General features: G+C 73.0%; 29 protein-coding genes. 14 read left to right on the plus strand and 15 right to left on the minus strand.

Features of this window, described 5'->3' with window-relative positions; all coding sequences use genetic code 11:
• Nucleotides 1-153: 153 nt before the first annotated feature.
• Together AB0412_RS11845 and AB0412_RS11850 are read left to right on the plus strand one after the other, a co-directional pair.
• Nucleotides 154-534: a tyrosinase cofactor gene (locus AB0412_RS11845; protein WP_366402393.1), complete on the plus strand. Its 381-nt coding sequence runs from the start codon at nucleotides 154-156 to the stop codon at nucleotides 532-534.
• Between the two features lie 55 nt (nucleotides 535-589).
• Complete coding sequence (locus AB0412_RS11850; protein WP_366402394.1) at nucleotides 590-1,411, plus strand: tyrosinase family protein; 822 nt, start codon at nucleotides 590-592, stop codon at nucleotides 1,409-1,411.
• A 13-nt stretch (nucleotides 1,412-1,424) separates the two neighbouring features.
• On the opposite strand, the gene AB0412_RS11855 is transcribed toward AB0412_RS11850, so the two are convergent.
• Nucleotides 1,425-2,138 (minus strand): ribonuclease H, encoded by a 714-nt coding sequence (locus AB0412_RS11855; RefSeq protein WP_366402395.1) that lies wholly within the window; start codon nucleotides 2,136-2,138, stop codon nucleotides 1,425-1,427.
• Nucleotides 2,139-2,219: 81 nt separating this feature from the next.
• Nucleotides 2,220-3,017 carry a VOC family protein gene (locus tag AB0412_RS11860; RefSeq protein WP_366402665.1) on the minus strand — a complete coding sequence of 266 codons (798 nt, stop codon included), beginning with the start codon at nucleotides 3,015-3,017 and terminating at the stop codon, nucleotides 2,220-2,222.
• Nucleotides 3,018-3,186: 169 nt separating this feature from the next.
• Here AB0412_RS11860 and AB0412_RS11865 point away from each other — a divergent pair, with 169 nt between their 5' ends.
• The 3 genes from AB0412_RS11865 (at nucleotide 3,187) to AB0412_RS11875 (ending at nucleotide 6,552) form a co-directional block, all read left to right on the plus strand.
• Nucleotides 3,187-4,200, plus strand: coding sequence for a zinc-binding alcohol dehydrogenase family protein (locus AB0412_RS11865; RefSeq protein ID WP_366402667.1), 1,014 nt, complete (start codon nucleotides 3,187-3,189; stop codon nucleotides 4,198-4,200).
• A 100-nt stretch (nucleotides 4,201-4,300) separates the two neighbouring features.
• Nucleotides 4,301-5,218: an SGNH/GDSL hydrolase family protein gene (locus AB0412_RS11870; RefSeq protein WP_366402396.1), complete on the plus strand. Its 918-nt coding sequence runs from the start codon at nucleotides 4,301-4,303 to the stop codon at nucleotides 5,216-5,218.
• A 458-nt stretch (nucleotides 5,219-5,676) separates the two neighbouring features.
• A complete protein-coding gene (locus tag AB0412_RS11875; protein WP_366402397.1) occupies nucleotides 5,677-6,552 on the plus strand; it encodes an aminoglycoside phosphotransferase family protein in 876 nt (291 codons plus the stop codon).
• Nucleotides 6,553-6,615: 63 nt separating this feature from the next.
• Here AB0412_RS11875 and AB0412_RS11880 read toward each other — a convergent pair whose 3' ends face one another.
• Nucleotides 6,616-7,098 (minus strand): VOC family protein, encoded by a 483-nt coding sequence (locus tag AB0412_RS11880; RefSeq protein ID WP_366402398.1) that lies wholly within the window; start codon nucleotides 7,096-7,098, stop codon nucleotides 6,616-6,618.
• Nucleotides 7,099-7,330: 232 nt separating this feature from the next.
• Between AB0412_RS11880 and AB0412_RS11885 the strand changes: the two genes are divergently transcribed.
• Nucleotides 7,331-7,972, plus strand: a complete 642-nt coding sequence (locus AB0412_RS11885) for an ATP-dependent Clp protease proteolytic subunit (RefSeq protein WP_366402399.1) — start codon at nucleotides 7,331-7,333, stop codon at nucleotides 7,970-7,972.
• Nucleotides 7,972-8,574 carry an ATP-dependent Clp protease proteolytic subunit gene (locus AB0412_RS11890; protein ID WP_366402400.1) on the plus strand — a complete coding sequence of 201 codons (603 nt, stop codon included), beginning with the start codon at nucleotides 7,972-7,974 and terminating at the stop codon, nucleotides 8,572-8,574. Before AB0412_RS11885 ends, AB0412_RS11890 begins: the two co-directional genes overlap by 1 nt.
• 24 nt (nucleotides 8,575-8,598) lie before the next feature.
• On the opposite strand, the gene AB0412_RS11895 is transcribed toward AB0412_RS11890, so the two are convergent.
• Nucleotides 8,599-9,066, minus strand: a complete 468-nt coding sequence (locus AB0412_RS11895; protein WP_366402401.1) for a helix-turn-helix transcriptional regulator — start codon at nucleotides 9,064-9,066, stop codon at nucleotides 8,599-8,601.
• A gap of 233 nt (nucleotides 9,067-9,299) precedes the next feature.
• Here AB0412_RS11895 and AB0412_RS11900 point away from each other — a divergent pair, with 233 nt between their 5' ends.
• Nucleotides 9,300-10,187 (plus strand): RNA polymerase sigma factor SigF, encoded by an 888-nt coding sequence (locus AB0412_RS11900; protein ID WP_366402402.1) that lies wholly within the window; start codon nucleotides 9,300-9,302, stop codon nucleotides 10,185-10,187.
• Between the two features lie 197 nt (nucleotides 10,188-10,384).
• Here the strand turns inward: AB0412_RS11900 and AB0412_RS11905 are convergent, their stop codons facing one another.
• Nucleotides 10,385-10,837 carry an ATP-binding protein gene (locus AB0412_RS11905; RefSeq protein WP_366402403.1) on the minus strand — a complete coding sequence of 151 codons (453 nt, stop codon included), beginning with the start codon at nucleotides 10,835-10,837 and terminating at the stop codon, nucleotides 10,385-10,387.
• 122 nt (nucleotides 10,838-10,959) lie between these two features.
• Here AB0412_RS11905 and AB0412_RS11910 point away from each other — a divergent pair, with 122 nt between their 5' ends.
• Together AB0412_RS11910 and AB0412_RS11915 are read left to right on the plus strand one after the other, a co-directional pair.
• A complete protein-coding gene (locus tag AB0412_RS11910) occupies nucleotides 10,960-11,544 on the plus strand; it encodes a PRC-barrel domain-containing protein (protein WP_366402404.1) in 585 nt (194 codons plus the stop codon).
• Complete coding sequence (locus AB0412_RS11915; protein ID WP_366402405.1) at nucleotides 11,541-11,978, plus strand: PRC-barrel domain-containing protein; 438 nt, start codon at nucleotides 11,541-11,543, stop codon at nucleotides 11,976-11,978. Before AB0412_RS11910 ends, AB0412_RS11915 begins: the two co-directional genes overlap by 4 nt.
• Nucleotides 11,979-12,192: 214 nt before the next feature.
• Here the strand turns inward: AB0412_RS11915 and AB0412_RS11920 are convergent, their stop codons facing one another.
• A complete protein-coding gene (locus AB0412_RS11920; RefSeq protein WP_366402406.1) occupies nucleotides 12,193-13,455 on the minus strand; it encodes a DUF6777 domain-containing protein in 1,263 nt (420 codons plus the stop codon).
• Between the two features lie 190 nt (nucleotides 13,456-13,645).
• Between AB0412_RS11920 and AB0412_RS11925 the strand changes: the two genes are divergently transcribed.
• Nucleotides 13,646-14,920 (plus strand): streptophobe family protein, encoded by a 1,275-nt coding sequence (locus AB0412_RS11925; RefSeq protein ID WP_366402407.1) that lies wholly within the window; start codon nucleotides 13,646-13,648, stop codon nucleotides 14,918-14,920.
• Between the two features lie 39 nt (nucleotides 14,921-14,959).
• On the opposite strand, the gene AB0412_RS11930 is transcribed toward AB0412_RS11925, so the two are convergent.
• From AB0412_RS11930 to AB0412_RS11945, 4 genes are all read right to left on the minus strand, one after another.
• A complete protein-coding gene (locus AB0412_RS11930; protein WP_366402408.1) occupies nucleotides 14,960-15,964 on the minus strand; it encodes a serine/threonine-protein kinase in 1,005 nt (334 codons plus the stop codon).
• Nucleotides 15,961-16,536 (minus strand): hypothetical protein, encoded by a 576-nt coding sequence (locus AB0412_RS11935; protein ID WP_366402409.1) that lies wholly within the window; start codon nucleotides 16,534-16,536, stop codon nucleotides 15,961-15,963. The genes AB0412_RS11930 and AB0412_RS11935 overlap by 4 nt, the downstream gene beginning before the upstream one ends.
• A gap of 9 nt (nucleotides 16,537-16,545) precedes the next feature.
• Nucleotides 16,546-18,867: an FHA domain-containing protein gene (locus AB0412_RS11940; RefSeq protein WP_366402410.1), complete on the minus strand. Its 2,322-nt coding sequence runs from the start codon at nucleotides 18,865-18,867 to the stop codon at nucleotides 16,546-16,548.
• Nucleotides 18,868-18,933: 66 nt separating this feature from the next.
• Nucleotides 18,934-19,344 (minus strand): hypothetical protein, encoded by a 411-nt coding sequence (locus AB0412_RS11945; protein WP_366402411.1) that lies wholly within the window; start codon nucleotides 19,342-19,344, stop codon nucleotides 18,934-18,936.
• 184 nt (nucleotides 19,345-19,528) lie between these two features.
• Between AB0412_RS11945 and AB0412_RS11950 the strand changes: the two genes are divergently transcribed.
• Nucleotides 19,529-19,810, plus strand: coding sequence for a DUF1905 domain-containing protein (locus AB0412_RS11950; protein ID WP_366402412.1), 282 nt, complete (start codon nucleotides 19,529-19,531; stop codon nucleotides 19,808-19,810).
• A gap of 6 nt (nucleotides 19,811-19,816) precedes the next feature.
• Here the strand turns inward: AB0412_RS11950 and mgrA are convergent, their stop codons facing one another.
• Complete coding sequence (gene mgrA, locus AB0412_RS11955; protein ID WP_366402413.1) at nucleotides 19,817-20,809, minus strand: L-glyceraldehyde 3-phosphate reductase; 993 nt, start codon at nucleotides 20,807-20,809, stop codon at nucleotides 19,817-19,819.
• Nucleotides 20,810-20,927: 118 nt separating this feature from the next.
• Between mgrA and AB0412_RS11960 the strand changes: the two genes are divergently transcribed.
• Nucleotides 20,928-21,812: a LysR substrate-binding domain-containing protein gene (locus AB0412_RS11960; protein ID WP_366402414.1), complete on the plus strand. Its 885-nt coding sequence runs from the start codon at nucleotides 20,928-20,930 to the stop codon at nucleotides 21,810-21,812.
• A gap of 27 nt (nucleotides 21,813-21,839) precedes the next feature.
• Nucleotides 21,840-22,355, plus strand: a complete 516-nt coding sequence (locus tag AB0412_RS11965) for a DUF664 domain-containing protein (protein WP_366402415.1) — start codon at nucleotides 21,840-21,842, stop codon at nucleotides 22,353-22,355.
• Here AB0412_RS11965 and AB0412_RS11970 read toward each other — a convergent pair.
• The 4 genes from AB0412_RS11970 to AB0412_RS11985 form a co-directional block, all read right to left on the minus strand.
• Nucleotides 22,337-23,416, minus strand: coding sequence for an adenosine deaminase (locus tag AB0412_RS11970; protein WP_366402416.1), 1,080 nt, complete (start codon nucleotides 23,414-23,416; stop codon nucleotides 22,337-22,339). The genes AB0412_RS11965 and AB0412_RS11970 overlap by 19 nt on opposite strands.
• Nucleotides 23,417-23,464: 48 nt before the next feature.
• Nucleotides 23,465-23,857, minus strand: coding sequence for a VOC family protein (locus tag AB0412_RS11975; RefSeq protein WP_366402668.1), 393 nt, complete (start codon nucleotides 23,855-23,857; stop codon nucleotides 23,465-23,467).
• Nucleotides 23,858-24,060: 203 nt separating this feature from the next.
• Nucleotides 24,061-25,449, minus strand: a complete 1,389-nt coding sequence (locus tag AB0412_RS11980; protein ID WP_366402669.1) for a phospholipase — start codon at nucleotides 25,447-25,449, stop codon at nucleotides 24,061-24,063.
• Between the two features lie 98 nt (nucleotides 25,450-25,547).
• Nucleotides 25,548-26,438: a glycoside hydrolase family 19 protein gene (locus AB0412_RS11985; RefSeq protein WP_366402417.1), complete on the minus strand. Its 891-nt coding sequence runs from the start codon at nucleotides 26,436-26,438 to the stop codon at nucleotides 25,548-25,550.
• Between the last annotated feature and the right edge of the window lie 204 nt (nucleotides 26,439-26,642).

Here is a 26,642-nt window from a genome sequence, read left to right on the forward strand (position 1 = left end):
GCCCGCAGCAAGATCATCTCCGTTCAACCTTGTACCGCATGAGCGGAATTGCCCGGATCCGGACCAACCGGTCCGAGGGGATTTCCACCGCCGCCGACGCGCCCGATAGGCATACGGCGTCCTCACCCCGACCGAACCCCCAGGGGGATCCGTATGCCCGGACTCAGCCGTCGCCGCGCGCTCACCGCCGCGGCCGTCCTCACCACCGCCGCGGGTGCCTCCGCCGCCCTCGCACCCTCCGCCCGTGCCGAGGGCCCCGGCCACCACCACGACTCCCCCGGCAGCTTCGACGAGGTCTACAAGGGCCGCCGGATACAGGGCCGGCCGCTCGCTCCCGGCGGCCGTCACCACCATGGGGCCGGCTACGCCGTGTTCATCGACGGCGTGGAGCTGCACGTGATGCGCAACGCCGACGGCAGCTGGATCAGCGTCGTCAGCCACTACGAGCCGGTGCCGACGCCGCGCGCCGCCGCACGCGCCGCCGTGGACGAACTCCAGGGCGCCGCGCTGCTGCCCTTCCCCGCCACCGGCTGACCGGTCGTCACAGCACGCCGCACATCACCGCACGCACCTCGGGAGCCCTCCGCACATGACCGTCCGCAAGAACCAGGCCCTGCTGACCGCCGAGGAGAAGCGGCGCTTCGTCGCCGCGCTCCTCGAGCTCAAGCGCAGCGGCCGCTACGACGCGTTCGTCACCACGCACAACGCCTTCATCATGTCCGACACCGACCAGGGCGAGCGCACCGGACACCGCTCACCGTCCTTCCTGCCGTGGCACCGCAGATTCCTGCTGGAGTTCGAGCGCGCGCTGCAGTCGGTGGACGCGTCGGTGGCGTTGCCGTACTGGGACTGGACCGCGGACAACTCGGTGCGCTCCTCGCTGTGGGCGCCGGACTTCATGGGCGGCAGCGGGCGCAGCCGGGACGGACGGGTGATGGACGGCCCGTTCGCGGCGGCCGACGGGAACTGGCCGGTGAACGTGCGCGTCGACGGCCGTACGTTCCTCAGACGCGCGCTCGGCTCCGGCGGGCGGCAGCTGCCCACCCGGGCGGAGGTGGAGTCGGTGCTGGCGATGGCCACCTACGACATGCCGCCGTGGAACAGCGCGTCGGACGGCTTCCGCAACCACCTGGAGGGCTGGCGGGGCGTCAATCTGCACAACCGGGTCCATGTGTGGGTCGGCGGGCAGATGGCCACCGGGGCCTCCCCCAACGACCCGGTGTTCTGGCTGCACCACGCCTACATCGACAAGCTGTGGGCCGAGTGGCAGCGCCGCCACCCCGGCTCCGGCTATCTGCCGGCGGGCGGCACGCCGGACGTCGTCGACCTGAACGAGACCATGCGGCCGTGGCACGACATGACCCCGGCGGACCTGCTGGACCACACGCCGCACTACACCTACGACGCCTGATCGGGCGCCGGCGTCAGGCGCTCTGGGCGGTCCGGCACTCGGGGTGGCCCCAGCCCCGGTCGTTCTTCGCGATGGGCTCGCCGGCGGCGTAGGAGCGGCCGCACAGGCAGCGGCCGGGGAACTTCGCCTTGATCGTGCGCGCCGACGCGCCGCCGCCGGTGCGCGGCCGGGACGCCTTGGAGCCCGCGGACCTGCGCTTGCCGGCCCCGCCCGGCGGGGTGTCGGGGGCGGGCGGCGGCTCGGGCGAGCCGAGCTCGCTGCCCGCGTCCTGCTGCACGGTGGCGGCCTGGCTGGCGGCGCGGTCCGCGAAGTCGTTCAGCCGGTCGCCGTCGACCTGGTGGGCGGGGACGTAGCGGAACTCGACGGAGCGGTCCTGCAGGAGGGCGTCGATGCGGACGACGAGCTCCTGGTTGGCGACGGGTTTGCCGGCGGACGTCTTCCAGCCGTTGCGCTTCCAGCCGGGCAGCCAGGTGGTGACGGCCTTCATGGCGTACTGCGAGTCCATCCGGACCTCGAGCGGCACGTCCGGGTCGGTCGCCGTGAGCAGCCGCTCCAGCGCGGTGAGTTCGGCGACGTTGTTGGTGGCCTTCCCCAGCGCCCCCGCCGCCCAGCGAACCGGGGTCTCGGAGGCGTCGGCGATCACCCAGGCCCAGCCGGCGGGTCCGGGATTCCCCTTCGAAGCCCCGTCGCACGCGGCCACAACACGTTCACGCATGGCCCCGATCATGCCATGCCCGGCCGGGGCACCCCGCCGGGACGCCGTGCGCCGCGGGGCCGCCCGACCGGGCCCCGGGGCACACCGCGACGCTCACACGTCGGTCATCGGGGGCATCTCACCCTCGGTCTTCGTGGTGTCGATCACCGAGAAGTTCGCGCCCTGCGGGTCGGTCAGCGCGGCGAAGCGTCCGAAGGGGCTGTCCATCGGCCCGAAGCGCAGGACCGCGCCGTGCTTGGTGGCCTTCGCCACCGCCTCGTCGCAGTCGGCGACGCTGAAGTAGACGTTGATGTACGGCGGCACCTCGGGCGGGAAGTCGTCCGTCATCTCCATGCGGCCCAGCGCGGGACGCTCACCGAGGTTGTAGACCCGGAAGTCCATCGCCTCGTCCTGCATCTGCTGGGCCGTGTAGCCGAAGACGGCCGGGAAGAACGCGTCGGACTTCGCGGGCTCGCGGGTGAAGATCTCCGCCCAGCAGAACGCGCCCGGCTGCTCCATGTCCGTCTCGAAACCCTCGTGGGTCCCCGGCTGCCAGACGCCGAACACGGCCCCGCCGGGGTCGCGGGCCAGGCACATCGCGCCGAAGTCGCCGACCTCCATCGGCTCCATCAGGATCTCGCCGCCGTTGTCGCGGATCTTCTGCGCGGTGGCGTTCACGTCCGGCGAGGCGAGATACAGGCACCACTGCGACTGGCCCTCCTGCCCGGGCATGGGCGGGACGACGGCCGCGGCCGCCTTGCCGTTCGCGTAGGCCTGGGTGTAGTTGCCGTACTCCGACGACTGCTCGCCGAAGGTCCAGCCGAGGACGTCTTCGTAGAAGCTCTTGGCTCCCTCGACGTCCGTGAACATCGCATCGGCCCAACAAGGGGCACCCGCAGGTGGTACGGCCATGGTCACGGCCCTCTCCCGGTAGGTGGATCGTCCGCTTTCTCACGCTAGTCACCCGCGGGACGCGACGCGCGCCGAACCTCCCGCTCCGCAGCAGACTGGAGAATGCCGGGACAGGCAGGACAGCCAGGACAGCCCAGGGACAGCCATGAGCACCGAGACAGCCGGGACGATGCGGGCGTGGTCCGTGGTGCGACCGGGCCCGGTGGAGGACGGCTCGCTCCGGCCGGTGACGAAGCCGGTGCCGGTGCCCGGTGACGACGAGCTGCTGGTGCGGGTGCGCGCGTGCGGGGTGTGCCGTACGGATCTGCATGTCGCCGAGGGCGACCTGCCGGTGCACCGGGTGGGGGTGACGCCGGGGCACGAGGTCGTCGGCGTGGTGGCGGGGGCCGGGGCGGCGGTGACGGACTTCGCGACGGGCGAGCGGGTGGGGGTGGCGTGGCTGCGCCGCACCTGCGGCAGCTGTGCGTGCTGCGTGCGCGGCGCGGAGAATCTCTGCCCCTCCTCGCGCTACACCGGCTGGGACGCCGACGGCGGCTACGCCCCGTACACGACCGTCCCGGCCGCGTTCGCCCACCGGCTGCCGGGCGAGGTGGACGACGTGGCCCTGGCGCCGCTGCTGTGCGCCGGCATCATCGGCTTCCGCGCGCTGAGGCGGGCCGCGCTGCCGCCGCGCGGGCGGCTGGGGCTGTACGGGTTCGGCGGCAGTGCTCATCTGTGCGCGCAGGTGGCGCTGGCCGAGGGAGCCACCGTGCACGTCATGACCCGGGGGGCGGCGGCGCGACGCCTGGCCCTGGAGCTGGGCGTCGCATCAGCGCAGGACGCGTACGCGATGCCGCCGGAGCCCCTGGACAGCGCGATCCTGTTCGCCCCGGCGGGCGAGCTGGTGCCGGTGGCGCTGCGGGCGCTCGACCGGGGCGGAACCCTGGCGATCGCGGGCATCCACCTCGGCGACACGCCGCCGCTGCACTACGAGACGGAGCTGTTCTACGAGAAGCAGCTGCGCAGCGTCACCTCCAACACCCGCGAGGACGCCCGCGAGTTCCTGGCGCTGGCCGCCCGGCACGGCGTACGGGCGACGACCCATGCGTATCCGATGGCGCGGGCCGCGCAGGCGCTGGCGGACCTCGCGGCGGGCCGCTTCGACGGGGCGGCGGTGCTGGTGGACCAGCCGTGCACCACGTGAACCAGCTGTGAACGAGCTGTCCTGAAGCGCGTCTTCCTCCGCGGACCCGGCTGTGCTTGCCTGGGGAGCCGTTGTGGCCGGCCGGGGCGGGAGTCGCCGTATGCGCAAGGCGTGGGTCGTGTTCGTGCTGTCGGCTGCCGTACTGCTCGGTGCCTGCACCGATCCGTCGTCCGGCCGCGGGGCCCGGGCCGCGCCGCCCGCGGCCTCACCGGAGGCGTCGTCCATGACGCACCGGCGGCCGGCGGCGTCCCCCGGCACGGCACCGGTGACGAAGCCGCCCGCGGTGCTGTACCTGGGGGACTCGCTGGCGATGGAGAACCAGCGGGTCCTCGGCGCTGAGCTGCGCCGCGACCTGGGCGTCCGGTACACCAGCGCGCCGTACTCGGGCACCACGCTGTGCGACTACCTGGAGGGCTCCGGCAAGCGGTCCCTCGTCCCGGCCCGGGACAAGGCGGCGGCCCTGGTGCGCAGGCTGCGGCCGGACTACGTGGTGCTGCAGTTCTGGGGGAACGCCTGGGGCTACACCTGGTGCATGGACGGCATCACCCACGACGCCTCCCGGCAGCGGTACTTCGAGCGGTACGCGGCGGACGCGCGACGGCTCACCGAGCAGATCCGCGCGGCGGGAGGCGCCGGGCGGCCCCGCATCGTGTGGGTCCTGCAGGGCCCCGACCCGATCACCCCGGACCGGGTACGCCGGGTGAACGCCCTCTACGTACAGCGCGCCGCCGCCTCGGGCGACCTCGTGGCGGACGCGGGCGGCACGGTGAGCGCGCCCGGCGCCCGCCACGCGTGGACCCAGTACCTGCCGTGCACCCCCGCCGAACGCTCCCGCCCGGGCTACTGCACCGAGCCCGCCCGCGACCGCACGGCCCTGCACCGCGATGACGACTACCTCCACTTCTGTCTGGCTCCCACCACGTCCGAGCCGAGGCCGTGCCCGGTCCGCTCCCCTGGCATCCTGCGGATGGCCGAGGAGATCACGCGGGTGATCGGGAAGGACGCCGGCGGCGGCTGAGCGCCCGCTGCGGAGCCCCGTCGCACGAACCGAGCGCCGCACGTGGGGGCCGGACGACGAGCGGGCACGGCACGGAGCACGCCCGGCTCACACGGCACGGGTCCGGCGCGGGCTGGGCGCGGCACGGATCTGGTGCGGGCTGGGCGGCACAGATCCGGCGCGGGACGGAACGGAGCCGGGCGCGCCCTGGCGCGGCACGGTTCCGGTGCGGGCTGGGCGCGACACGGATCTGGTGCGGGCTGGGCGGCACAGATCCGGCGCGGGACGGAACGGAGCCGGGCGCGCCCTGGCGCGGCACGGTTCCGGCGCGGACCTGGCGGCACAGATCCGGCACGGGACGGACCCGGGCGCAGGCCGGGACCGGGCCGGGACCGGGCCGGGACCGGGCCGGGACCGGGGAATTCGTTCGACAGCGTGGGGCGGCGGGCGCTGGGATGGGCGGCATGTGTGCTGTGAAGATGCGTGCCGACGAGGTGGAGGTCGACGCCGGTCTCGTCGAGCGGCTGATCGCCGGGCAGTTCCCCGAGTGGGCGGGGTTGCCGGTCGTGCGGCTGCGCTCCTCCGGGACCGAGAACGCCATGTTCCGGCTCGGTGAGGACCTCGTCGTGCGCCTCCCCCGGCATCCGGGGGCCGTCGACGACGTCGCGCACGAGCTGCGGCTGTTGCCGAGGCTGGGCGCGAGGCTGCCGTTCGCGACGCCCGGACCGGTCGGTGCCGGCGTCGCCGGGGAGGGCTTCCCGTGGCCCTGGGCGGTGTACCGCTGGCTCGACGGGGCCCATCCGGTCGTGGACGCCCTCGACGCTCCGGAGGCGGTCGCCGTGGACCTCGCGGCCTTCGTCACCGCGCTGCGGCGGATCGATCCGGCCGACGGGCCGGCCGGTTACCGGGGCGGGCCCCTGGCGACCCGGGACCGGCCCACGCGCGAGGCGATCGCGCAGCTCGCGGGGCGGGTCGACACCGGCGCGGTGACGGCGGTGTGGGAGGAGTCGCTGCGGGCCCCGGAGCACGCCGGTGCGCCGGTGTGGGCGCACGGTGATCTGTCACCGGGGAACGTGCTGGTCGACGGCGGACGGCTGGCCGCGGTGATCGACTTCGGGACCGTGGGCGTGGGTGATCCCGCGGTGGATCTGATCGTCGCCTGGAACCTCCTCCCGGCGGAGGTGCGCGGCGTCTTCCGCGAGGCCGTGGGTGCCGACGAGGCGGAGTGGGCGCGGGGCCGGGGCTGGGCGCTGTCGATCTCGCTGATCCAGCTGCCGTTCTACTGGGAGACCAACCCGCCTCTGGCGGAGAACTCCCGGCATGTGATCAAGGAGATCCTGGCGGAGCGCGCCTAGGCCGGGCGGGCGCGGCCGGGCGGGGCCGTGAGGGGTGCCGGCCCCGCCCTGCCCGCACGGCGGTCACTCGCCCGCGAAGGCCTTCTCCAGTTCGGCGACGTCGAGCTTGCTCATCGAGAGCATGGCCTTCATCGCACGGTCCGCCTTCGCCTGGTCGGGGTCGAGCAGCATCTCGGTCAGGCGGATCGGATTGACCTGCCAGGACACCCCGAAACGGTCCTTGAGCCACCCGCAGGGCCCGTGCTCGCCGCCGCCCTCGACGAGCTTGTCCCAGTAGTAGTCGACCTCGGCCTGGTCCTCGCAGTCGATCTGGAAGGAGATCGCCTCGCTGAACTTGAACTCCGGCCCGCCGTTCAGGGCGACGAACTTCTGGCCGTTGGCGACGAACTCCACGGTCAGGACGCTGCCGACGGGTCCGGGCCCCGCCTCGGTGTAGCGGAGCGTGTTGCCGATGCTGGAGTTCTTGAAGACGGAGACGTAGAAGTTCGCGGCCTCCTCGGCCTGGCCGTCGTACCAGAGACATGTGGTGAATCCGTCGGTGGTCATGAGTACCTCCCGGGCGTCGAACGCGGTCACCTATGCCGACCCCTCCACAGCCCGGAACTCATCGGTCACCCGGCGGCTTCATCCAGGTGGACCACCCCCGTCCGGATCCCGGCGGGCGGGGCGGCCGGGCTCTGCCCGTGGCGAATCTGCCGCGGGCAGAGAAAGCGCCGGTGGGCGGCGTCCACGGCCGACAGTGGAGTCGACGGCATCCGCGCCACGACGAGGAGCACCGATGACACCACTGACCACGCCGCTGCCGCGGGCGGAGGAGGGCGACACCCCTCCGACCCGCTTCGACGACCAGCTCGCCTCCCAACTGCTCGCCCAGCGCATCGTGCTGCTCGGCACCCAGGTCGACGAGGTCTCCGCGAACCGGGTCTGCGCGCAGTTGCTGATCCTGTCGGCGGAGGACCCGCGCACCGACATCAGCCTGTGCATCAACAGCCCCGGCGGCTCCGTGCACGCGGGCCTGGCGATCTACGACACGATGCGGCTGATCCCCAACGACGTGTCCACGCTCGCCATGGGGTTCGCCGCGAGCATGGGGCAGTTCCTGCTGAGCGTCGGCACACCCGGCAAGCGGTACGCCCTGCCGAACGCCCGCATCATGATGCACCAGCCGTCGGGCGGCATCGGCGGCACCACCGCCGACATCGAGATCCAGGCGGAGAACCTGGAGTTCACCAAGCGGACCATCGAGCGGATCACCGCCGAGCACACCGGGCAGTCGCCCGAGACCATCTCGCGCGACGGCGACCGGGACCGCTGGTTCACGGCGGAACAGGCACGGGAGTACGGCATGGTCGACCGGGTGGTGGAGTCGCTGGCCGAGATCCTCCCGGGTGCGGGCCGGCGGAAGATGGGGCTGCAGTGATGGGGACCTACACGATTCCGAACGTCGTCGAGCGCACCCCGCAGGGCGAGCGGTCCTACGACGTGTTCAGCCGGCTGCTGTCCGAGCGGATCATCTTCCTCGGCACCGAGATCGACGACGGGGTGGCCAATGTCGTCATCGCGCAACTCCTCCATCTGGAGTCCGCGGCACCGGAGAGCGAGATCTCGATCTACATCAACTCCCCGGGCGGCTCGTTCACGTCGCTCATGGCGATCTACGACACGATGACGTTCGTGCAGGCGCCGATCTCGACGTTCTGCGTGGGGCAGGCGGCGTCCACGGCGGCCGTGCTGCTGGCCGGCGGGGACCCCGGGCGGCGGTTCGTGCTGGAGCACGCGCGGGTGCTGCTCGGGCAGCCGGCCACGAGCGGGGCGCGCGGCACGGCGTCCGACCTGTCGTTGCAGGCCAAGGAGATGGTGCGGATCCGCTCGCAGGTGGAGGAGGTGCTGTCCCGGCACACGCACCATGACGTGGCCACGCTGCGGGCGGACATGGACCGCGACAAGGTGTTCACCGCGGCGGAGGCGGTGTCCTACGGCCTGGCCGACGAGGTGCTGAGCCGGCGCCTCGTCATGGTGTGAGGCGCCGGGCTCCGCGAGCGCGTCTCAGGCGGCCAGGCACAGCCCGTTGTGCGAGGACCGCGGCATCGCGCGGTTCCCGCCGGTCCGGCGGGCGGTGAGGCGGACGAGCTCCCCCTGGGCACGCGACAGCAGGTCGCCCAGGCCGAGGCCGAGGGCCTGGGCGGCGGCCGCGAGGACCTCCGAGGAGGCCTCCTTGCGGCCGCGCTCCACCTCCGACAGATACGGCATGGAGATGCGGGCGGCCTCGGCGACGTCCTTCAGCGTCCGCTCCTGAGCGAGCCGCTCCCGGCGCAGCACATCCCCCACGAGGTCCCGCCACAGGGGCTCTCTGGGGGCGGGCACCGGAGGGACGGCCTCGGGGCGGGGCGTGGGCTGCGCGCGGTGCGTCGGCTGCGCGCCGGGCATCGGCTGCGGGCGGGGCACGGCTTCCCGGCGGCCGGCCCGGGGGCGCAGGGGGATGACGTGGGCGTGGTCGGGCGCTTGATCGGTCACCCCTTCAGCCTAGGAATCCCGGCCGCGGAGGGAAGGGACCGGCATTCCGCCCTCAGTGAATCGGCGGTGGCCGTGCCCCGCCCGAGGGGTGCCGCTCGGAGTGCCGGGTGACCAGAACGGACCTATCATTTGCCCTACGGAAACGGATGGGCATGCACGGCCGGGTCCGGGGTACCCGCATCCCCGAAGGACCCAGGCACACATGTCAGCCGTGACTTTCGTGGGGAGAGGTAATGGAGACCGCCGTGATCCGGGCGCAGGCGCAGGTCGTCGAGGAGAACACCGAGGCCGGTACGGGTGACGGATGCCTTCCCGGGGTCGTGGATCCGCGCAGTGTCGCTCCGCGGGACGCCAGGGAGCTGTCCCGTCAGTTCTTCCGTCGTCTGACGGAGCTGGAGGAGGGGACCCACGAGTACCAGTACGCGCGGAACATCCTGATCGAGATGAACATGTCGTTGGTGCGTTTCGCGGCCGGCCGGTTCCGCGGCCGTGGCGACGACATGGAGGACATCGTCCAGACCGGCATGATCGGTCTGATCAAGGCCATCGACCGGTTCGAACTGTCGCGCGAGGTCGAGTTCACCTCCTTCGCGCTGCCCTACATCGTGGGCGAGATCAAGCGTTTCTTCCGTGACACCACCTGGGCCGTGCATGTGCCGCGGCGGCTGCAGGAGCTGCGCGTGGAGCTGGCCAAGGCCCGTGAGGAGCTGGCCAGCCGGCTGGACCGCGAGCCGACGGTCGCCGAGCTCGCCACGCTGATGAACATCACCGAGGAGCAGGTCGTCGAGGGACAGATCGCTGCCAACGGCTACAACTCCTCCTCGCTGGACGCCGCCCTCACCGGTGACGGGCCCGAGAACGGCGAAGCGGTGCTCGCCGACTTCATCGGCGTGGAGGAAGAAGGGCTGCGGCTCGTCGAGGACTTCCACGCCCTGGCGCCGCTCATGGCCGAGCTCAGCGAACGCGACCGGCAGATCATCCATATGCGGTTCGTGGAAGAGGCCACCCAGGCGGAGATCGGCGAACGGCTCGGCTGCTCCCAGATGCATGTGTCCCGCCTGATCAAGCGCATCATCACCCGGCTGCGCGAGGGAATGCTGGGCGAGCTGGGCTGCGCCTGAGCGGGGCGGGCGACACCGGCGAGGTGGGTGCCGTTCCCGGCCGGGGGCGGCGCCCACAGGGGCCCGTATCGGTGACGGAGGCTCGACGCCGCGCGGCGTAGACGTCGGCGAGGACACGTGCAGGCGCAGGTGGGAGCGGGAGACCGCGGGTACGAGCGCGTGACGTCGAGGAGACGCCAGGACGAGTCGGGGAGACGTCAGGACGACAAGCTCAGCACGGCGCGCACGCACTTGCCGACCGGCACCCGCTCCACACGGAGGTCCTGGGCCAGCGCCCGGACGATCTCCAGTCCGTGCCGGCCGATGCGCTCGGGGTCGCGCGGGAAGACGCGGGGCAGAGCGGCGCTGCTGTCGTAGACCGCCACCGTGAGCGACGTGTCCGTGCCCTCCAGCTCCAGGATGTACGGGCCGTTGCTGTGGCGGTCGGCGTTGGTGACGAGCTCGCTCACCACCAGCAGCACGGCGCCGTCGGCGCGCTCGTCGAGCTTGGCGCACCACTCGTTCTTGAGCTGCTCCAGGAACAGCGCGGCGAATTCCCGCGCCTCGGCGATGCAGCCCGGCTCGCCGGTGAAGTGTGCCGCCCGCCGCAGCGGTTCCACGGGCACGTCGAAACCAGTCGGTATCACTGCCCCGTCCAGGTGGTCGGTCATGCGTTTCTCTCTGAGAAGCCGGGCTGGCCGGACGCTCTGCACCAGTGCTCGTACCCCGACTCCGCCGACGCAGTCCACTCTGTCGGTGTTGGCCGGCGCACAGTGCGGGAACCCGGAATTCCGTGGACGAGCTGATGTCGGTGCGGAGCCTGACGACGCTGCCCGTGGTGACGCTGGGCGGCGACGCCGTCGCCCATGTCAAGGACACCGTCTTCGACCCCTCGGCCGAACGGATCGCGAGCTTCACGCTGACCGGCCGGTCCCTGTGGTCGGGCCAGCTGGCGCAGGACCTGCCCTGGCCGGCGGTGTACTGCCTGGGCCACCACGCGGTGATGGTCCGCGACCGGGACGCGCTGTTCGACCTGCCGCTGTCGGTGGCGCGGCGTGACGCGCTGCGCGGGCGGCTGCTCGGGGCGCAGGTGAGGACGGACGCGGGTGAGCCGGTGGGCACGGTGCTGGACGTGCTGGTGCGGGGCGGCACCAGCGGCCGTGTCGTGGCGTTCCGGCTCGCCGCCCACCGGGACCTGGTGCCCGGCTCGCGTCATCGCCGGCACCGTGTGTACGTGCCGCGGGGCGAGGCCCGCTCCACCGCCGGCCGGACCCTGGTGATCCCCGAGCACGCGACGACCTACGTCACCGACGACCTGCCGGACTTCGTGACCCGTGTCGGCGCCTTCCACGACCGGAGAAGGAGTGCGCTGTCGTGATCCTCTTCTCCCGGGTGCGGGGGCTGCCGGTGCTGACGGACGGCGAGGGCGGCCGGCTCGGTGTGGTGCGGGACCTGACGGTCGACGCGGCGGCCGGGGCGGTCACCCGGCTGCGGCTGCGGCGGGGGTGGCTGCGCGGGCAGGCGGCCCCGTCCTGGCAGGACGTGATCGCCGTCCGCGCGGACCGGCTGGTGGTCCGCGCGGGCGCGGGCGAGGACGTGGCCGAGGGGCCGCCGCACCATGATCTGCTCGGCCGCCGGGTGCTCACCGAGACCGGTGAGGAATGCGGCACCGTGCTGGACGCGGCGTTCGATCCGGTCACCGGTCGGATCAAGACGATCCGCACGACGCTGACCGAACTGCCGGCCGACCGGATGCTGGGGCTCGGTGACCACGCCCTGGTGGTACGGGCCATCCGCACGGACCGGGTCTAGGGCCTGTCGTTTGGATCATGTCTCGGGGAAGCGGCGGTGCCTGGTCAGCGCCGGTGAGCGGGGTCTGGTGCGTGCAGCTGCAAGGCGGAGGAGGGTGCCGGGCGTCCGCAAAGTCCCGCCTGGATGTCCGCCCGGCACACCGGGAGCACGCACCGGACGCCGCATGGCCCGCTCTTCGGGCGGACGACGCGACTTTGCGGACACCCCTAGGGCTCTAGGACGCCGCCGGCGGGGCCGCGCTCGAGGGCGGCTCGGGCGGGGTGCCGGAGCCCGGCGGGGGCGGTTGCGGGGAGTCGGGGGCGGGCGACTCGCCGTCCTCGGGCTCGTCGGTGGGTGCCTCGCCGGTCGGGGGCTCCTCGGTCGGGGGCTCCTCGGTCCCCGGCTCTGAGTCCGGTGGGGACGGCGCGGGCGAGCCGCCCGGGCACGGGGTGGCACCGCCGGGCGGGCACGGGGGCTGCTCGTCGGGCTTCGGCGGGGAGGGCGGGGTCGTGCCGTCCGAGGGGGTCGGCTTGCCGGGTGGGCGGGTGGGGCGGTCCGCGCCGCCCGTGTCGCCGGGCTCCCGCTCGAACCAGGCGCCGCGCTCGGGGTCGTAGACGACGAACTCCTCGACCGGATCGGGTGCGGGCTCGACGACCACGACCTTCGCGGGGTCGTAGCCCGGCCAGCGGGCGCCGGTGTAGCGGGGGTCGGACTGGGCGACCGGCTCGGTCAGCGGGTTGCCGCAGGCGCAGCGGACCCGGGGCACCCCGCGGTCGTCGACGAGCACGGCGGTGCCCGCCTGGAGGACGGCCTGGTAGGGCAGAGCGGCGCCGTCGCGGTAGCCGTGGTTGGTGACCCGGGTGTCCATGCGCAGCTGGAGCGGGGTGAGGGAGCGCAGGTAGGCGGGGACGCGGGACGGGTCGATGTCGAGCACGGAGGCGAAGGCCTCGTTCTTGGCCGGCACGTCCCGGAGATAGGTGATCTGCCGCTCGACGTCGCAGGCGGCGACGTCACGGGTGCCGCCGTACAGGCCGGGCTGTCCGCCGTCCACACCGCGCACCTCGCGCGGCGATGCCGGGTCGGGGGACGGAGAGGGGGTGGCGGGCGGGGCGCTGCTGTCCTCGGCCGTCGACTCGGTGAAGGGATCGCGGCCCGACGCGTCGGCGGCCTGCAGGAAGACCTCGCCGCCGCCCGTTCCGGTGCCGCCGTCGGAGCGGGTGAGCACCACGGCGAGGATCACGGCGGCCACCACGGCGACGGCGACCACGGCGACACCGGGGACGGACCTCCACCACGGCCGGCGGCCCGGGCCAGGCGGTACGGCGCCGCCTCCTGTCCCTGGCGGTCCGGCGCCGCCGCCTCCGCCGGGCACGTTCGTGTCGCCGCCGGCGCCGGGCGGCTGGGAGGGCGGCCCGGACGGTGGTGGCTGGGAGCGGCCCGACAGCGGTCCGGAGGGGGGTCCGGTGGGTCGGCCGGAGGACGGCGGTTCGACGCTCACGAGCCCTTCTTCCCGCTCGGGTGATCCCCGGCAGTCACACGCTGACCGTTCACGCTGACCGAAGTCGGAGGTTTTCTCGGTCTTCTTGCGTTATGCGTTCATTGTGTGTGCCTGGGGTGCACCGCCCGCAAGCCGACGCGGACGGACCTCCCGGCAGGCGCGGTGGGCGGGCCCTGCTTAGCGTGACAGCGTGACTGCACGCATCCCCTCCGACCGGGCGGTCGCCCGCCACGGCTGGCCGCAGGCCCTGGCCACGGTGCTCGGTGGGCTGATCGCGATGGGCGTCGTGGCCACGCTGGGTCTGTGGGCGGCCGGCGCCGCGGATCTGCCGGACGGGTCGTTCCCCAAGGTGGTCGCGGCGACGGTGGTGACCGCGGTCGGCGGGACGGTGGAGCTGTCGGGGGACGCGGGGGTCCTGGCCGGCACGGAGGGCGGTCTGACGGTCATGCCGCTGTCCGTGACGCTCACCGGGGCCCTGGTGATCGGCTGGGGCTTCCTGCGCCCACTGCGCCACCGGGCGGTCGCGGGGGCACCCGAGCTGGCCGGCTGGGCCGCGCGGTTCCTGGCGCTGTGGCTGCTCGTGCTGCTCGGCCTGGCCTACGCCGCCCGCCACACCTTCGAGATCTCCCTCGGAGAGGGGGCGCTGAGCGACCTCGGCGATCTGCTGGGCATCAGACCGGAGGTCGGCTTCGCGGCGGACGTGCCGCTGACCGTCCTCGTCGGTCTCGTCTGGCTCGCCGGTGTGCTGCTGCTGGCGCTGATGGTGGCGCGCGGCGCGCCGCTGCCGGGCCGGCTGCTGCGCTTCCACACCACGGTGCGGCCCGCCGCGCACGCGATGGTGCAGCTGCTGCTCGCCTATGTCGTCATCGGTCTCGTCGTCGCGCTGGCCGTCGCGGCCACCCGGGGCCGTCCGGCCGAGACGTTCGCCGTGATCCTGCTCGGCCTGCCCAACGTCGTCTGGCTCGCCCTGACGCTCGGGCTCGGCGCGACCTGGAACGGCAGGGTGGACGGCCCCTTCGGGCTGCCCATGCCGCGGGTGCTCGACGAGGTGCTGCGCACCCCGGACGTCTCCACGCTGAATCTGGGCACGCTCGCCGAGCACGACGGCAGGGTGTGGTGGCTGCCGGTCGTCGACGCGGTGCTCCTGCTGGCCACGGCGTTCGTGATGGCGGCCGTGGCACCGCCGCGGATCCGGGCCTGGCAGCACGCCGTGCACATGGCGGTGGCGCTGGCGCTGACGGTGCTGATGATCTGCCTGGTCGGCCGGGTCTCCGCCCGCCTCGGCCTGTCGGTCCTCGGCATCGGCGATCTCGGCGAGGGACTCGCCGGGCAGGTGCTGCTCGATCCGCGGGTGTGGGGTGCGCTGGGGCTCGCGCTGCTGTGGGGTCTGGTCACCGGCTTCGCGGGCGCCCTGCCGGCGGGCTTGCTGCGCCGACGGCACGAGAAGCGTCGCGCAGCGGCCTAGCCGCGTGGCCGCACGGCCGCCCCGACACCGCGTGGCTGCCTAGACCTCCGGCCCGAAGGCCGGCCGGGCCCAGTCCGGCGGAGGCTTCGGCCGGGCCTCGGCCGCGGGCGCGGCGGCGCGCGGGACCGCCTGTGTGGCGGGCACCCCCTCGACGGCTCCTCCCCCGCCGCCCGAGGTGGCGCCCCGCAGGGCCGTGACGAAGTCCCGGCACGAGGCGTAGCGGTCGTCGGGGCTCTTGGCCATGGCCTTGGCGAACACCGCGTCGGCCTGCGGCGGGACGTCCGGCCGGGCCGCGGTCAGCGGGGGCGGGTCGTCGTACTGGTGGGCCCACAGCAGGGCCATGTCGTCGTCGCGGCGGAACGGCGGGTGGCCGGTGAGGGTCTCGTGGACGACGCAGGCGAGGCCGTAGACGTCGCAGCGCGCGTCGACCGGGCGGCCGGAGATCTGCTCGGGGGCCACGTAGTCGAGGGTGCCGACGAACTGACCCACCGTGGTGAACCCGGTCAGGGAGAGCGACTTCTTGGTCAGGCCGAAGTCGGTGAGATAGACGTGCTCGGGGTGGTCGCTGTCGGTGCCGTGGGCCACCAGGATGTTGCCGGGCTTCACGTCCCGGTGCACCAGGGCGCGCTCGTGGGCGGCGTCGAGCGCGGAGGCCACCTGCGCGGCGATGCGCAGTGCGGCGGGGACGGGCAGCGGACCCTCGCGGTCCAGGAGCCGGCGCAGGTCGCTGCCGTCGACGTAGCGCATCGCGATGTAGAGGATGCCCTCGGTCTCGCCGGCCTCGAAGACGGGCACGATGTGCGGGTGGTCGATGGCCGCCGCGGTGCGGGACTCGTGGGTGAAGCGGCGGCGGAAGGTGTCGTTGCGGGCGAGGTCCGGGGCGAGCAGCTTCAGTGCGACGGTGCGGTCCAGGCGCAGGTCGTGGGCCCGGTAGACGACGGCCATGCCGCCGCGGCCGATCTCCCGCTCGATGCGGTAGCCGGCGACCCGGCGTCCCGTCAGGTCGGTGGGCCGGCCCGCGAAGAGGCTGGTGTCGCCGGTCATCGCGCGTCTCCGTCGGGGGCGACGACCCGGGTGGGTCCGTCGGTCACGACCTGGGTGGGGGGATGACCGGACGGTTCCGGTGCGGCGCGCGGTGCCGCGTCGGCGGCGTGGGTGTGCAGCGCGGTGCCGTCGGTGTACACCCAGCGCCCGTGGTCGGGGTCGTAGAGCCATACGGAGTCCCCGTCGACGACGAGTCCGATGCGCAGCCCGCGGGTGCGGGCCTGGAAGGCCTCGCCGTCCAGGCTGCCGTCGGCCAGGGCGGTGACGGCGGCCCGGTAGCGGGCCAGGGTCTCCTCGGCGCGCAGCAGCAGCGGCCGCGGGTCGGCGGTGCGGGCCATCGGGGCGTCGGCGGCGGGCGGGTCCCGGGGCACGGCGAGCAGGCGGCGGCCGTCGACCCATGCCGACCAGCCGTTGGAGCACAGCACCTGGCCCCAGTCGCCGCGCCGCTGAAGCAGCTGCACCGGCAGCAGCGGGTCGAGCGGCACGGTGGGCCGGCCGGGGTCGGGGGTCTCCCAGGCCGGCAGGCCGTCGCCGGGGACGACGTGCGTGGGCCGGAAGCCGGGGTCCGTCATCGCCGGCGCCTACTTCCGCATCACCGCGGGCTCCTGGCGCCGCAGCAGGCGGGCGACCAGCAGGCCGAAGACCAGCGACAGGGCGAGCAGCATGCCGACGGACAGCAGCCACACGTCCGCCGCGTGCGCGAAGAGCGGGTCGCTGCTCAGGTCGCCCGGCGACAGCGCGGGCAGGTCGATGGTGCCGGCCATCGCCGCGAACCCCCAGCGGGCCGGCACCAGCCAGGCCATCTGTTCCAGGACGAGCACGTCGGCGAGCGGCAGCAGGGCCCCGCAGAAGACGACCTGGACGATGGCCAGCAGCACCAGCAGCGGCATCGTCACCTCCTCCTTGGGGACCATGGCGGAGACCAGCAGCCCGAGCATCATCGCGGCGAAGGCGAGCAGCGCGACCGCGACGGTGATCTCGACAAGGGGCGGCATCACCACGCCTTCGCCGCCGGGTGCGTGCAGGTCCACGCCGGCCAGCGCGACGAGGGTCAGCACCACGGCCTGGAGCGCGGTGACCGTGCCGAGCACGACCACCTTGGACATCACGTACGCCGATCTGGACAGGCCCACGGCCCGCTCACGCTGGTAGATCACCCGCTCCTTGACCAGTTCGCGCACCGCGTTGGCGGCTCCGGTGAGCACCGCGCCGACGCACAGGATGAGCAGGGTGTTCATGGCGGACTTGCGGGTCAGCTCGCCGCCGGCGAGGGCACGGGCCATGGCGCCCATCACGAACGGCAGCGCGATCATGATGGCGAGGAAGGTGCGGTCCGCGGCGAGCGCCGCGGTGTAGCGGCGGACCAGGGTGCTCAGCTGGGCGCCCCAGCGGCGCGGCTCGGGCGGCGGTCCGACCAGGACCGGGTCCTCGCGGGGCCGTTGCGGCTGGGCGGCGGCCTCGGCGACGTAGCGCCGGTGGAAGGGCGACTCCCGGTACTGCCCCGCCCAGTCCCGGTCCTGCTGGTGCTCGAACGCCTCGAACGCCTCCGGCCAGTGCTCGAAGCCGAAGAAGGCGAGGGCCTCGCCGGGCGGGCCGTAGTAGGCGACCCTGCCGCCGGGGGCGAGGACGAGGAGACGGTCGCAGACGTCCAGGCTGAGGACGCTGTGGGTGACGACGATGACGGTGCGGCCGTCGTCGGCGAGGCCGCGCAGCATGTGCATCACCGAGCGGTCCATGCCGGGGTCGAGGCCGGAGGTCGGCTCGTCGAGGAACAGCAGTGACGGCTTGGTCAGCAGTTCCAGCGCCACGCTGACCCGCTTGCGCTGGCCGCCGGACAGGCTGTGCACGTGCTGGCGGGCCCGCTCCTCGAGGCCGAGTTCACGGATCACCTCGTCGACCCGGGCCCGGCGTTCGGCCTTGGCGGTGTCCTGCGGGAAGCGCAGTTCGGCGGCGTAGGACAGCGCGGCGTGCACGGTCAGCTGGGTGTGCAGGATGTCGTCCTGCGGGACGAGGCCGATGCGCTGCCGCAGCTCGGCGTAGTCGTGGTAGAGGTCGCGTCCGTCGTAGAGGACGGTGCCCTCGTCGGCGGGGCGCTGTCCGGTGAGCGCGTTCATCAGGGTGGACTTGCCGGCGCCGCTCGGGCCGACGACCCCGAGCAGGCACTTCTCCCCCACCGGGAAGGAGACGTGGTCGAGGAGGGTCTTGGTGCCCCGGTCGACGGCGACCGTGAGGTCCTGGACGTCGAGGGAGACCTCGCCGGTGTCGACGTACTGCTGGAGTTCGTCGCCGATCAGGCAGAAGTCGGAGTGCCCGATGCCCACGATGTCGCCGGGGCCGATGTCGGCCCGGTCGACCGCGACGCCGTTGAGGTAGGTGCCGTTGTGGCTGCCGAGGTCGACGATCTCGTAGGTGCCGTCGACGTGGACGTGCAGCTCGGCGTGGTGCCGGGAGACGATCAGGTCGTCGACGACCAGGTCGTTGTCGGCGGCCCGGCCGATGCGGACGGTGCGGGTCGGCAGCGGGCGCACGGAGGTGGGCTGCCGGAAGGTGTGGGTGAGGGCGGGGTGGGAGACCGCCGAGGGGCGGTTGCGTGCGGGGGCGGCGAGGACGGCACGCGGTCCGTCGGTGGCGCTGCCGAACCGGATGACGGTGCCGGGGCCGACGTCCCGTGCGTGGACGCGACTGCCGTCGGCGTAGGTGCCGTTGGTGCTGTGGGTGTCCTTGAGCGTCCAGTGGCCGCCGTTGGCGTGCAGCACGGCATGGTGCCAGGAGACCCGGGCGTCGTCGATGACGATGTCGCTCAACGGGTCGCGTCCGACGTGGTAGTCGCGGACCGGGCTCATCACGGTGGAGCCCGACTCGGTCTCCAGGACGAGCTCCGGCGCGCCGGGCCGCTCCGCCATGTCTGGATTCTACCGATTAGTCTGTTCGAGTGCCTCACGTCGTACGCCCAGGTGCGGGCGCGCGTCTCAGGCGACGGGGACGCCGAGGACGGGGGCGGCGCGCTGCATGCGCAGGGCGTCCACGGACTCGGCGAGCAGTTCGTACTCGGTGGTGTCGTCGCCGGTGACGACGCGCACCAGCCGCCCGGCGGCCAGCGCCTCGGCGACCTGTTCCTGCCGGGCCGGGTCGGCGCACCAGGTGCGCAGTACGGCGGGTACGTCGGGCACGTCGTCGGGGACGGGGACGAGCGCGCCCTGCGGTAAGTGCTCGGCCTCGGGCCGGGGGTCGAGACGCTCGGCGATCCAGCAGGCGCGGTCCCTCAGCCACCACAGGGCGAGCGCGAGGGTGGGCGCCCGGTAGGTGCCGAGCGGTACGCCGATGCGCCGGCCGTCGCAGACGCCGTACGCCGTGACGTGGCACAGGAATTCGTCGTGCACGCGGCCTCCCCCGCAGAAACGGTCCCGCACCCCGAGTATGTTCACCGCTGAAACACTGTCACCACGGGTTTCCGGCCAGTCTCTCTGGCATATGCGCGCACTCGTTGGCCGAAAGCGTCCGCGATGAGTTCCGGCGGCCCGTGGAGTCCGAGAGGGCGAGGGAACATCCCGAGCGGAGGACGTCATGGCAGGCACCGGATCACTGGACGCGGAATTCACCGCCGTACTGCGCAAGAGCCCCGCCGAGGGCGGCTGGACCTATCTGGTCTGGCCCGCATCCGCCGAGTTCTTCGGCACCCGCGGACTGGTCAAGGTCCGCGGGACCATCGACGGGCAGCCGTTCCGCAGCTCCTTCATGGCGCTCGGCGACGGCACCCACAAGCTCCCCGTGAAGGCCGAGCTGCGCAAGGCCATCGGCAAGGAGGAGGGCGACACCGTCACCGTGCGCCTCGAGGAGCGGCTGTGAGGGCCGCTACTGCTTGACGGCCGCGTCGATGCGGGCCAGTTCCTCCGCGTCGAAGTCGAGGTCGCGGGTGGCCGCGACACTGTCCTCCAGCTGCCGCGGGCTGCTCGCGCCGACCAGGGCGGAGGTGACCCGGCCGCCGCGCAGCACCCAGGCGAGCGCCATCTGCGCGAGGCTCTGGCCGCGCGAGGCGGCGATCTCGTTCAGCGTGCGCAGCCGCGCCACCAGGTCCTCGGTGAGGGCGTCGGTGTTCAGGAAGGGGCTGTCGCTCGCCGCCCGGGAGTCCTCGGGGATGCCGTCGAGGTAGCGGGCGGTGAGCAGGCCCTGCTCCAGCGGGGAGTAGGCGATGGAGCCGATCCGGAGCTCGTCGAGGGCGTCGAGCAGGCCCTCCTGCTCCGGGCGGCGGTCGAGCATCGAGTAGCGCGGCTGGTGGATCAGCAGCGGGGTGCCCAGGTCGGCGAGGATGCGGGCGGCCTCGCGGGTCTGCTCGGCCGAGTAGTTCGAGACGCCCACGTAGAGCGCCTTGCCCTGCTGGACCGCCGAGTGCAGGGCACCCATGGTCTCCTCGAGCGGCGTGTCGGGGTCGAAGCGGTGCGAGTAGAAGATGTCGACGTAGTCGAGGCCCATCCGCTTCAGGCTCTGGTCCAGCGACGACAGCAGGTACTTGCGGGAGCCCCACTCGCCGTACGGGCCCGGCCACATCAGGTAGCCGGCCTTGGTGGAGATCACCAGCTCGTCGCGGTACGGGGCGAAGTCGGCCTTCAGGGCCTCCCCGAGGGCGGACTCGGCGGCGCCGGGCGGCGGGCCGTAGTTGTTGGCGAGGTCGAAGTGGGTGACGCCGAGGTCGAAGGCGCGGCGCAGGATCGCGCGCTGGGTCTCGGCGGGGCGGTCGGGGCCGAAGTTGTGCCACAGACCGAGCGAGAGCGCGGGGAGCTGCAGACCGCTGCGTCCGGTGCGCCGGTAGGGCATGTCCGCGTAACGGTCGGGGTGCGGGGTGTACAACGCGACTCCTGAGGATCTCGACGTAGGGGGTGATGCGTCGCCGTCTACTCTGTCGTGACCTGCGGGCAGTGGTCCAACAGAAGAATCCGATGGAATTCAGCGGTTACGCTTCTCAATCATGGAACTGCGTCACCTCCAGCATTTCGTGGCCGTCGCCGAGGACCAGCACTTCACCCGGGCGGCGGAACGGCTGATGGTCTCCCAGTCGGGCCTGTCCGCCTCGATCCGGGCACTGGAGCGGGAGCTGGGGACGCCGTTGTTCGTGCGCACCACCCGCCGGGTGACGCTCACGGAGGCCGGGCGGGCGCTGCTTGCGGAGGCGGAGCGGATCCTGGCACAGGTGCGGGCCGCGCACGAGGCGGTCGCGGCGGTGCAGGGCGTGCTGCGCGGCACGCTGGCGGTCGGCACCGAGCAGTGCATCGCCGGGGTGCATGTGGCCGAGTTGCTGGCCGCCTTCCGGCGGCGGCACCCGGACGTGGAGATACGGCTGCGGCAGTGGGGCTCGGGCGCGCTGGCGGAGGAGGTCGCGGCGGGGCGGCTGGACCTCGCCTTCGCGTACCGGACGGAGGCGGACGCGGACCAGCTGCGGTCGGTGTCACTGACGGTCGAGCCGATGACGGTGCTGTGCCATCCCGACCACCGGCTGGCGCGGGCCGGGGCGCCGGTGACGCCGAGCGATCTGGCCGGCGAGGTGTTCGTCGACTTCCACCCCGACTGGGGGCCGCGGCGCGCGACCGACGCCGCGTTCGCCGCGGCGGGCGTCCGGCGCACGGTGGCGCTGGAGGTCAACGACGTACACAGCCTGCTCGACCTGGTGGACGAGAACCTGGGCATCGCCGTCGTACCGCGGCACTTCCGGCACAAGCGGGAGGCGCTGACGGCGCTGCCGCTGAAGGACACCGGCGAGGCGGTGTACGAGACCGTCGCCCTGCTGCCCGGGCCGCAGGCCACGAGCCCGGCGGCCCGGGCGCTGATGGCCCTGCTGGACCACGGGGGCGCGTGAGGCGCCCGGATGCGCGAGGGTGGACCCATGCATGCCAAGGACATCCTCATCGACGGCTACGGCCGCATCCGGGAAGAAGTCCACGCCGCCGTCGAGGGCCTCGGGCCGGACGACCTGACGGCCCGGCCCGGCCCCGACGCCAACTCGGTCGCCTGGCTGATCTGGCACCTCACCCGGGTCCAGGACGACCACATCGCCGACGCCTTCGGCTTGGAGCAGGTGTGGCTCGCCCAGAACTGGGAGAAGCGCTTCGGGCTCGGGCTGCCGCGCCATGACACCGGGTACGGCCACACCTCGGCGAAGGTCGCCAAGGTGCGGGTCGACTCCGGTGACCTGCTGACCGGCTACTACGACGCGGTGCACGAGCAGACGCTGGGGGCGCTGCGCGCGCTGGCCGCCAAGGACCTGGAGCGGATCGTCGACGAGCGCTGGGATCCGCCGGTCACCCTCGGGGTGCGGCTGGTCAGCGTCCTGTCCGACGATCTCCAGCACGTCGGACAGGCCGCGTACGTCCGCGGGCTGCTTCAGAGCGCCGAGGCGTAGCCGGGCAGGATCACGTCCCGGATCAGGGCGTTGCGCTCGTCGAACGGGAGGAAGGCGCTCTTCACGGCGTTGACGGTGACGGTCCGCAGATCCTCGACCGTCCAGCCGGCCTGCTCGACCAGCAGGGACATCTCCCGGGTCATGGTGGTGCCGGAGACGAGCCGGTTGTCGGTGTTGAGGGTGACGCGGAAGCCGAGGTCCTTCAGCGCGGTGATCGGGTGCTCGGCGATCGAGGTCGCGGCGCCGGTCTGGAGGTTGGAGGTGGGGCACATCTCCAGCGCGATCCGCCGGTCCCGGATCCAGCCGGCGAGGCGGCCGAGCTTGCCGGCGGCGAGATCGGGGATGTCGTCCGTGATGCGCACCCCGTGTCCGATGCGCTGCGCGCCGCACACCTGGAGGGCCTGGTGGATGCTGGGCAGGCCGTGGGCCTCACCGGCGTGGATGGTGAAGGGCACGTTCTCGCGGCGCAGGTGCGTGAAGGCGTCCAGGTGGTCGGCGGGCGGGAAGCCGTCCTCGGCACCGGCGATGTCGAAGCCGACGACACCGGCGTCCCGGAAGGCGACGGCCAGGTCCGCGGTCTCGCGGGTCCGGTCGAACATGCGCATGCCGCACAGCAGCGTCCCGACCCGCACCGGCGTGCCGGCGGCGGCGGCCTTGGCCATCCCGGCGGCGAGGCCCTCCTGCACGGTCTCGACGACCTCGGGCAGGGTCAGCCCGCCCTTGGTCATCAGCTCGGGCGCGTAGCGGACCTCGCCGTACACCACTCCGTCCGCGGCGAGGTCGACGACGTACTCCTCGGCCGTCCGCAGCAGTCCCTCCCGGTGCTGCATGACCGCGAGGGTGTGCTCGAAGGTGGCGATGTACCGCACCAGGTCCCCGGAGTTCGCGGCTTCGACGTACCAGGCGGCGAGCTCGTCGGGGTCGGTGGTGGGCAGCGTGTGCCCGACGGCCTCCGCCAGCTCGACCACGGTGGCGGGGCGCAGACCGCCGTCGAGGTGATCGTGCAGCACGGCCTTCGGCAGCCGGCGGAGGGTGGCGTTGTCTATGCGCGTAGAGTTCATGAGCGGTGCTTTCCTGGGGCGGGACGTCACGGAGGAACTGCGGGTCGGTCAGGCGGCGGGCTGGAGGAGGTCCCAGCGGTTGCCGTACAGGTCCTGGAAGACGGCGACCGTGCCGTACGGCTCGCGCCGCGGCTCCTCCAGGAAGACCACGCCCGCGCCCGTCATCCGGGCGTGATCGCGGTCGAAGTCGTCGGTGTGGAGAAAGAACCCCACCCGCCCACCGGTCTGGTCACCGACCCGGGCCCGCTGCCGCTCCCCCTTGGCGCGGGCCAGCAGCAGTCCCGTCCCGGCGCCCTCACCGTCGGGCGTCACGACGACCCACCGGGAGCCGTCGCCGCGCGGCGAGTCCTCGACGAGCCGGAACCCGAGCGCACCGGTGTAGAAGCGGATCGCCTCGTCGTAGTCGTCGACGACCAGGGTGACCAGCGCGACACGTCTCATCATGACCCTTCGGGAGGTGGGATTGACCGGAGAGGTTATACGTAAAACCCGACCGGACGCCAGTCCGGTCCCCACCGCCGCGGCAGCGGACCCGCGTCACCAGGAGCAGGGCCCCCGCCCGAGGCGTCCCGAAGGGGCGCGGGCTGCCGTCCGGGCACGGTGCACCGGCCGCACGTGCCCCGGTGCACCGCCCCGTGCGGCCGCTACCCCGTGATCGGATACGTGTACGTGTTCAGGGCGGCCACCGCGGACGCGGGGTCGCCGAGGTCGTAGCGGTCGACGGCCAGGTAGTTGGGCTTCTTGCGGGCCGCGGGCTGGCAGAAGCGGCGGGCGCGGTCGGCGAGCTTGGCGTTGTCCGTGGCCGCCGTGGATGCCATGGGAACGTCACGGAAGTGGTTCATGACGAACAGCGGACGGAAGCCGGGCTCGGTACGGGTCAGCGGGACGTTCGTGCCGGCGTCGTACCAGCGGCTGTAGCAGGACCAGTCGGAGGTGCCCACGCCCGAGCCCATGGACCAGTGGTTCTCGACGGTCCATTCTCGCTGGTACATGACGCCGAAGCTGTCCCGGGTGAGCCCGGCGGCCTCGTCGGCGGCCCGGCTGCGGTCGGTGAGGATCAGCAGGCGGTGTCCGGCGGCGGCGAGTTCGGCCAGGGTCGGCCAGCCGTGCTCGCGCACGCCGGTGCGGTCCGGCCGGTAGAGCACGTCCGACAGGCCGTCCACCCGGGCCAGTTCGGCACGCAGGACACCCGGGTCGACGTAGTCCTCCAGGAACACCGTGACGAACTGGTCGGGGTGGGCCTCGAGGAAGTCCACCATCCGCTGGAGGCCGACCCACAGGGCGACGGGTCTGCTGACCAGGGTGCAGCTGTTGTGGCAGAGGAGGGCGCCGTCCGGGGTCTGGTGGACGTCCATCATGAATCCCCGTACGCCGTCGGCGAGTTGGCGTTCGACACCCCGGCTCTGGTTGGGGAACAGGTTCACGAACGGCGGGGCGAAGCCGCCGTCGACGCCGTTGGCGTAGGCGTTGTGCGCGGTGAGGAAGGTGACCTGGTCCAGGGTGCGGCGGTCCGGGGCCGGCATGGGGCCGGTGACCGGGTCGACGGGGGTGAGGTACCAGGCGGCGAGGTCGTCCGCGCCGGTGCCGACGGCGAGTTGGGCGGGGTAGGCGGCGCCGGACGGCCTGGGGGCCAGGGTGAGGCGGCGGTCGGTGCCGGGGACGCCGAGGGTGAACCGGTCGGCCCCGGCGGGGCTGATCGTCCACGGGGCGTCCTGGCTCGCGCAGCCGACGGTCCGGGCCCGGTCGGCCGCGCGGCCGAGGCAGGTGCCGGGGCTGTCGGTGTTCTCCAGGAGGTAGGTGCCGCCGTTCGCCCGCAGGTTCCACTGCTGGCGGCCCTCGTCGCCACGGGGCCGGTGCTGTTCCACGGCTCCGGTGCGGTCGGCCGCGTTGAGCCCGGTGACGGCGCTCTGGACGTAGTAGGCGCCGGGCGGCGGAACCGTCTCGGCGCCGGCGGCGGGTCCGGGTGCCACGACCGCCGCGGCGAGTGCGGCGGCCGTGACGGTCGTGGCCAGCAGGGCGTGGGGGGTGCGCATGGGGTGTGCCCCTTCGTCCGAGGGGCGGCCGCCGAGGTGGCCGCCCCAGGTGGTCAGGTGCATGACACCACGCCCTGCCGTGCGGCGACAGCGGTACGTCAGCAGTAGAGGTTTCCGCCGGGCGACGTCCCGAGGATCTGCGTGAACCGCTGGTAGGCGTTGACCCTGCTCTGCACCTGCGCCGGGTTCCTGCCGTCGCACTCCAGGGAGCCGTTGATGCTGCGGATCGTCTGGCCGAAACCGGCCTGGTTGACCATGGCGTTGTGCGGGGTCATGGTGCCGGGGCCGGTCTGGGTGTTCCAGTACCACAGGGCCGTTTTCCAGGCCACCGCGGCGTCGTTCTGCACCAGCCACGGGTTGCCCAGCAGGTCGATGCCGAGTGCGTCGCCCGCGGCCTTGTAGTTGAAGTTCCAGCTGAGCTGGATCGGACCGCGCCCGTAGTATGCGGCCTGCCCGGCCGGGCAGCCGTAGGGCCGGCTCCAGTCGCAGTAGTGCGGGTAGTTGGCGGTGTTCTGCTCCACCACGTGCACCAGACCGCCGGTCTCGTGGCTGACGTTGGCGAGGAAGGCCGCGGCCTCCTGCTTCTTGACCGTGTCGCTGCCGGTGTTGGCGAAGCCGGGGTAGGCGCTCAGCGCGGCCGTGAGCCCGCTGTAGGTGTAGAAGGGATTCCGGTTCGGGAACATCTGGTTGAACTGAGCCTCCGTCACCACGAAGGTGCCGACGGGAGTTCCGGGGCCGTGGTCACAGGCGTACGGCTCCCAGTACCAGGTGCTGATGGTCGGGTCGTAGCCCGGGTTGGCGTGCTCGGCGATGTACGCCTTGCCGTCGGTGTAGCGGACGATGTCACCGGCGTTGTACGACCGTCCGGCCACCCAGCTCGGATAACTGGAGCACGCGGCGGCCGAGGCGGACGCGGCGGGGAGCAGGACCGGCGCGCTGCCGGCCAGGACGAGCGCGGCCGTGACTGCGGCGAAGCGGCGTCTCGACAAGGGATCAACTCCTTTGCGGGACACGGCCGCTCCCGCGCGAGGACAGCGCGAACGCGGCCCTCGACCGCGCGCACCGGCGCGGGCCGGTCACGGCGTGGGGGCGGCCGTGGTGGGGGGTGTCGGGCACACTCAACCGCTTTGGTCTGTACCAGTCAAGGGTTTAGACCAGTCGATCCGCTCTTCCCCCTCGCCCCCGGCCGCCTC

Origin of the sequence: Streptomyces sp. NPDC052012 (assembly GCF_040689265.1) — a bacterium.
In the GTDB taxonomy this organism is placed as follows: domain Bacteria; phylum Actinomycetota; class Actinomycetes; order Streptomycetales; family Streptomycetaceae; genus Streptomyces.

Coding starts and splice junctions, on each gene's coding strand:
- AB0412_RS11845 (WP_366402393.1), top strand. CDS start 154: ATGCCCGGACTCAGCCGTCGCCGCGCGCTCACCGCCGCGGCCGTCCTC.
- AB0412_RS11850 (WP_366402394.1), top strand. CDS start 590: ATGACCGTCCGCAAGAACCAGGCCCTGCTGACCGCCGAGGAGAAGCGG.
- AB0412_RS11855 (WP_366402395.1), bottom strand. CDS start 2,138: ATGATCGGGGCCATGCGTGAACGTGTTGTGGCCGCGTGCGACGGGGCT.
- AB0412_RS11860 (WP_366402665.1), bottom strand. CDS start 3,017: ATGGCCGTACCACCTGCGGGTGCCCCTTGTTGGGCCGATGCGATGTTC.
- AB0412_RS11865 (WP_366402667.1), top strand. CDS start 3,187: ATGCGGGCGTGGTCCGTGGTGCGACCGGGCCCGGTGGAGGACGGCTCG.
- AB0412_RS11870 (WP_366402396.1), top strand. CDS start 4,301: ATGCGCAAGGCGTGGGTCGTGTTCGTGCTGTCGGCTGCCGTACTGCTC.
- AB0412_RS11875 (WP_366402397.1), top strand. CDS start 5,677: ATGCGTGCCGACGAGGTGGAGGTCGACGCCGGTCTCGTCGAGCGGCTG.
- AB0412_RS11880 (WP_366402398.1), bottom strand. CDS start 7,098: ATGACCACCGACGGATTCACCACATGTCTCTGGTACGACGGCCAGGCC.
- AB0412_RS11885 (WP_366402399.1), top strand. CDS start 7,331: ATGACACCACTGACCACGCCGCTGCCGCGGGCGGAGGAGGGCGACACC.
- AB0412_RS11890 (WP_366402400.1), top strand. CDS start 7,972: ATGGGGACCTACACGATTCCGAACGTCGTCGAGCGCACCCCGCAGGGC.
- AB0412_RS11900 (WP_366402402.1), top strand. CDS start 9,300: ATGGAGACCGCCGTGATCCGGGCGCAGGCGCAGGTCGTCGAGGAGAAC.
- AB0412_RS11905 (WP_366402403.1), bottom strand. CDS start 10,837: ATGACCGACCACCTGGACGGGGCAGTGATACCGACTGGTTTCGACGTG.
- AB0412_RS11930 (WP_366402408.1), bottom strand. CDS start 15,964: ATGACCGGCGACACCAGCCTCTTCGCGGGCCGGCCCACCGACCTGACG.
- AB0412_RS11935 (WP_366402409.1), bottom strand. CDS start 16,536: ATGACGGACCCCGGCTTCCGGCCCACGCACGTCGTCCCCGGCGACGGC.
- AB0412_RS11940 (WP_366402410.1), bottom strand. CDS start 18,867: ATGGCGGAGCGGCCCGGCGCGCCGGAGCTCGTCCTGGAGACCGAGTCG.
- AB0412_RS11950 (WP_366402412.1), top strand. CDS start 19,529: ATGGCAGGCACCGGATCACTGGACGCGGAATTCACCGCCGTACTGCGC.
- AB0412_RS11960 (WP_366402414.1), top strand. CDS start 20,928: ATGGAACTGCGTCACCTCCAGCATTTCGTGGCCGTCGCCGAGGACCAG.
- AB0412_RS11965 (WP_366402415.1), top strand. CDS start 21,840: ATGCATGCCAAGGACATCCTCATCGACGGCTACGGCCGCATCCGGGAA.
- AB0412_RS11970 (WP_366402416.1), bottom strand. CDS start 23,416: ATGAACTCTACGCGCATAGACAACGCCACCCTCCGCCGGCTGCCGAAG.
- AB0412_RS11975 (WP_366402668.1), bottom strand. CDS start 23,857: ATGAGACGTGTCGCGCTGGTCACCCTGGTCGTCGACGACTACGACGAG.
- AB0412_RS11980 (WP_366402669.1), bottom strand. CDS start 25,449: ATGCGCACCCCCCACGCCCTGCTGGCCACGACCGTCACGGCCGCCGCA.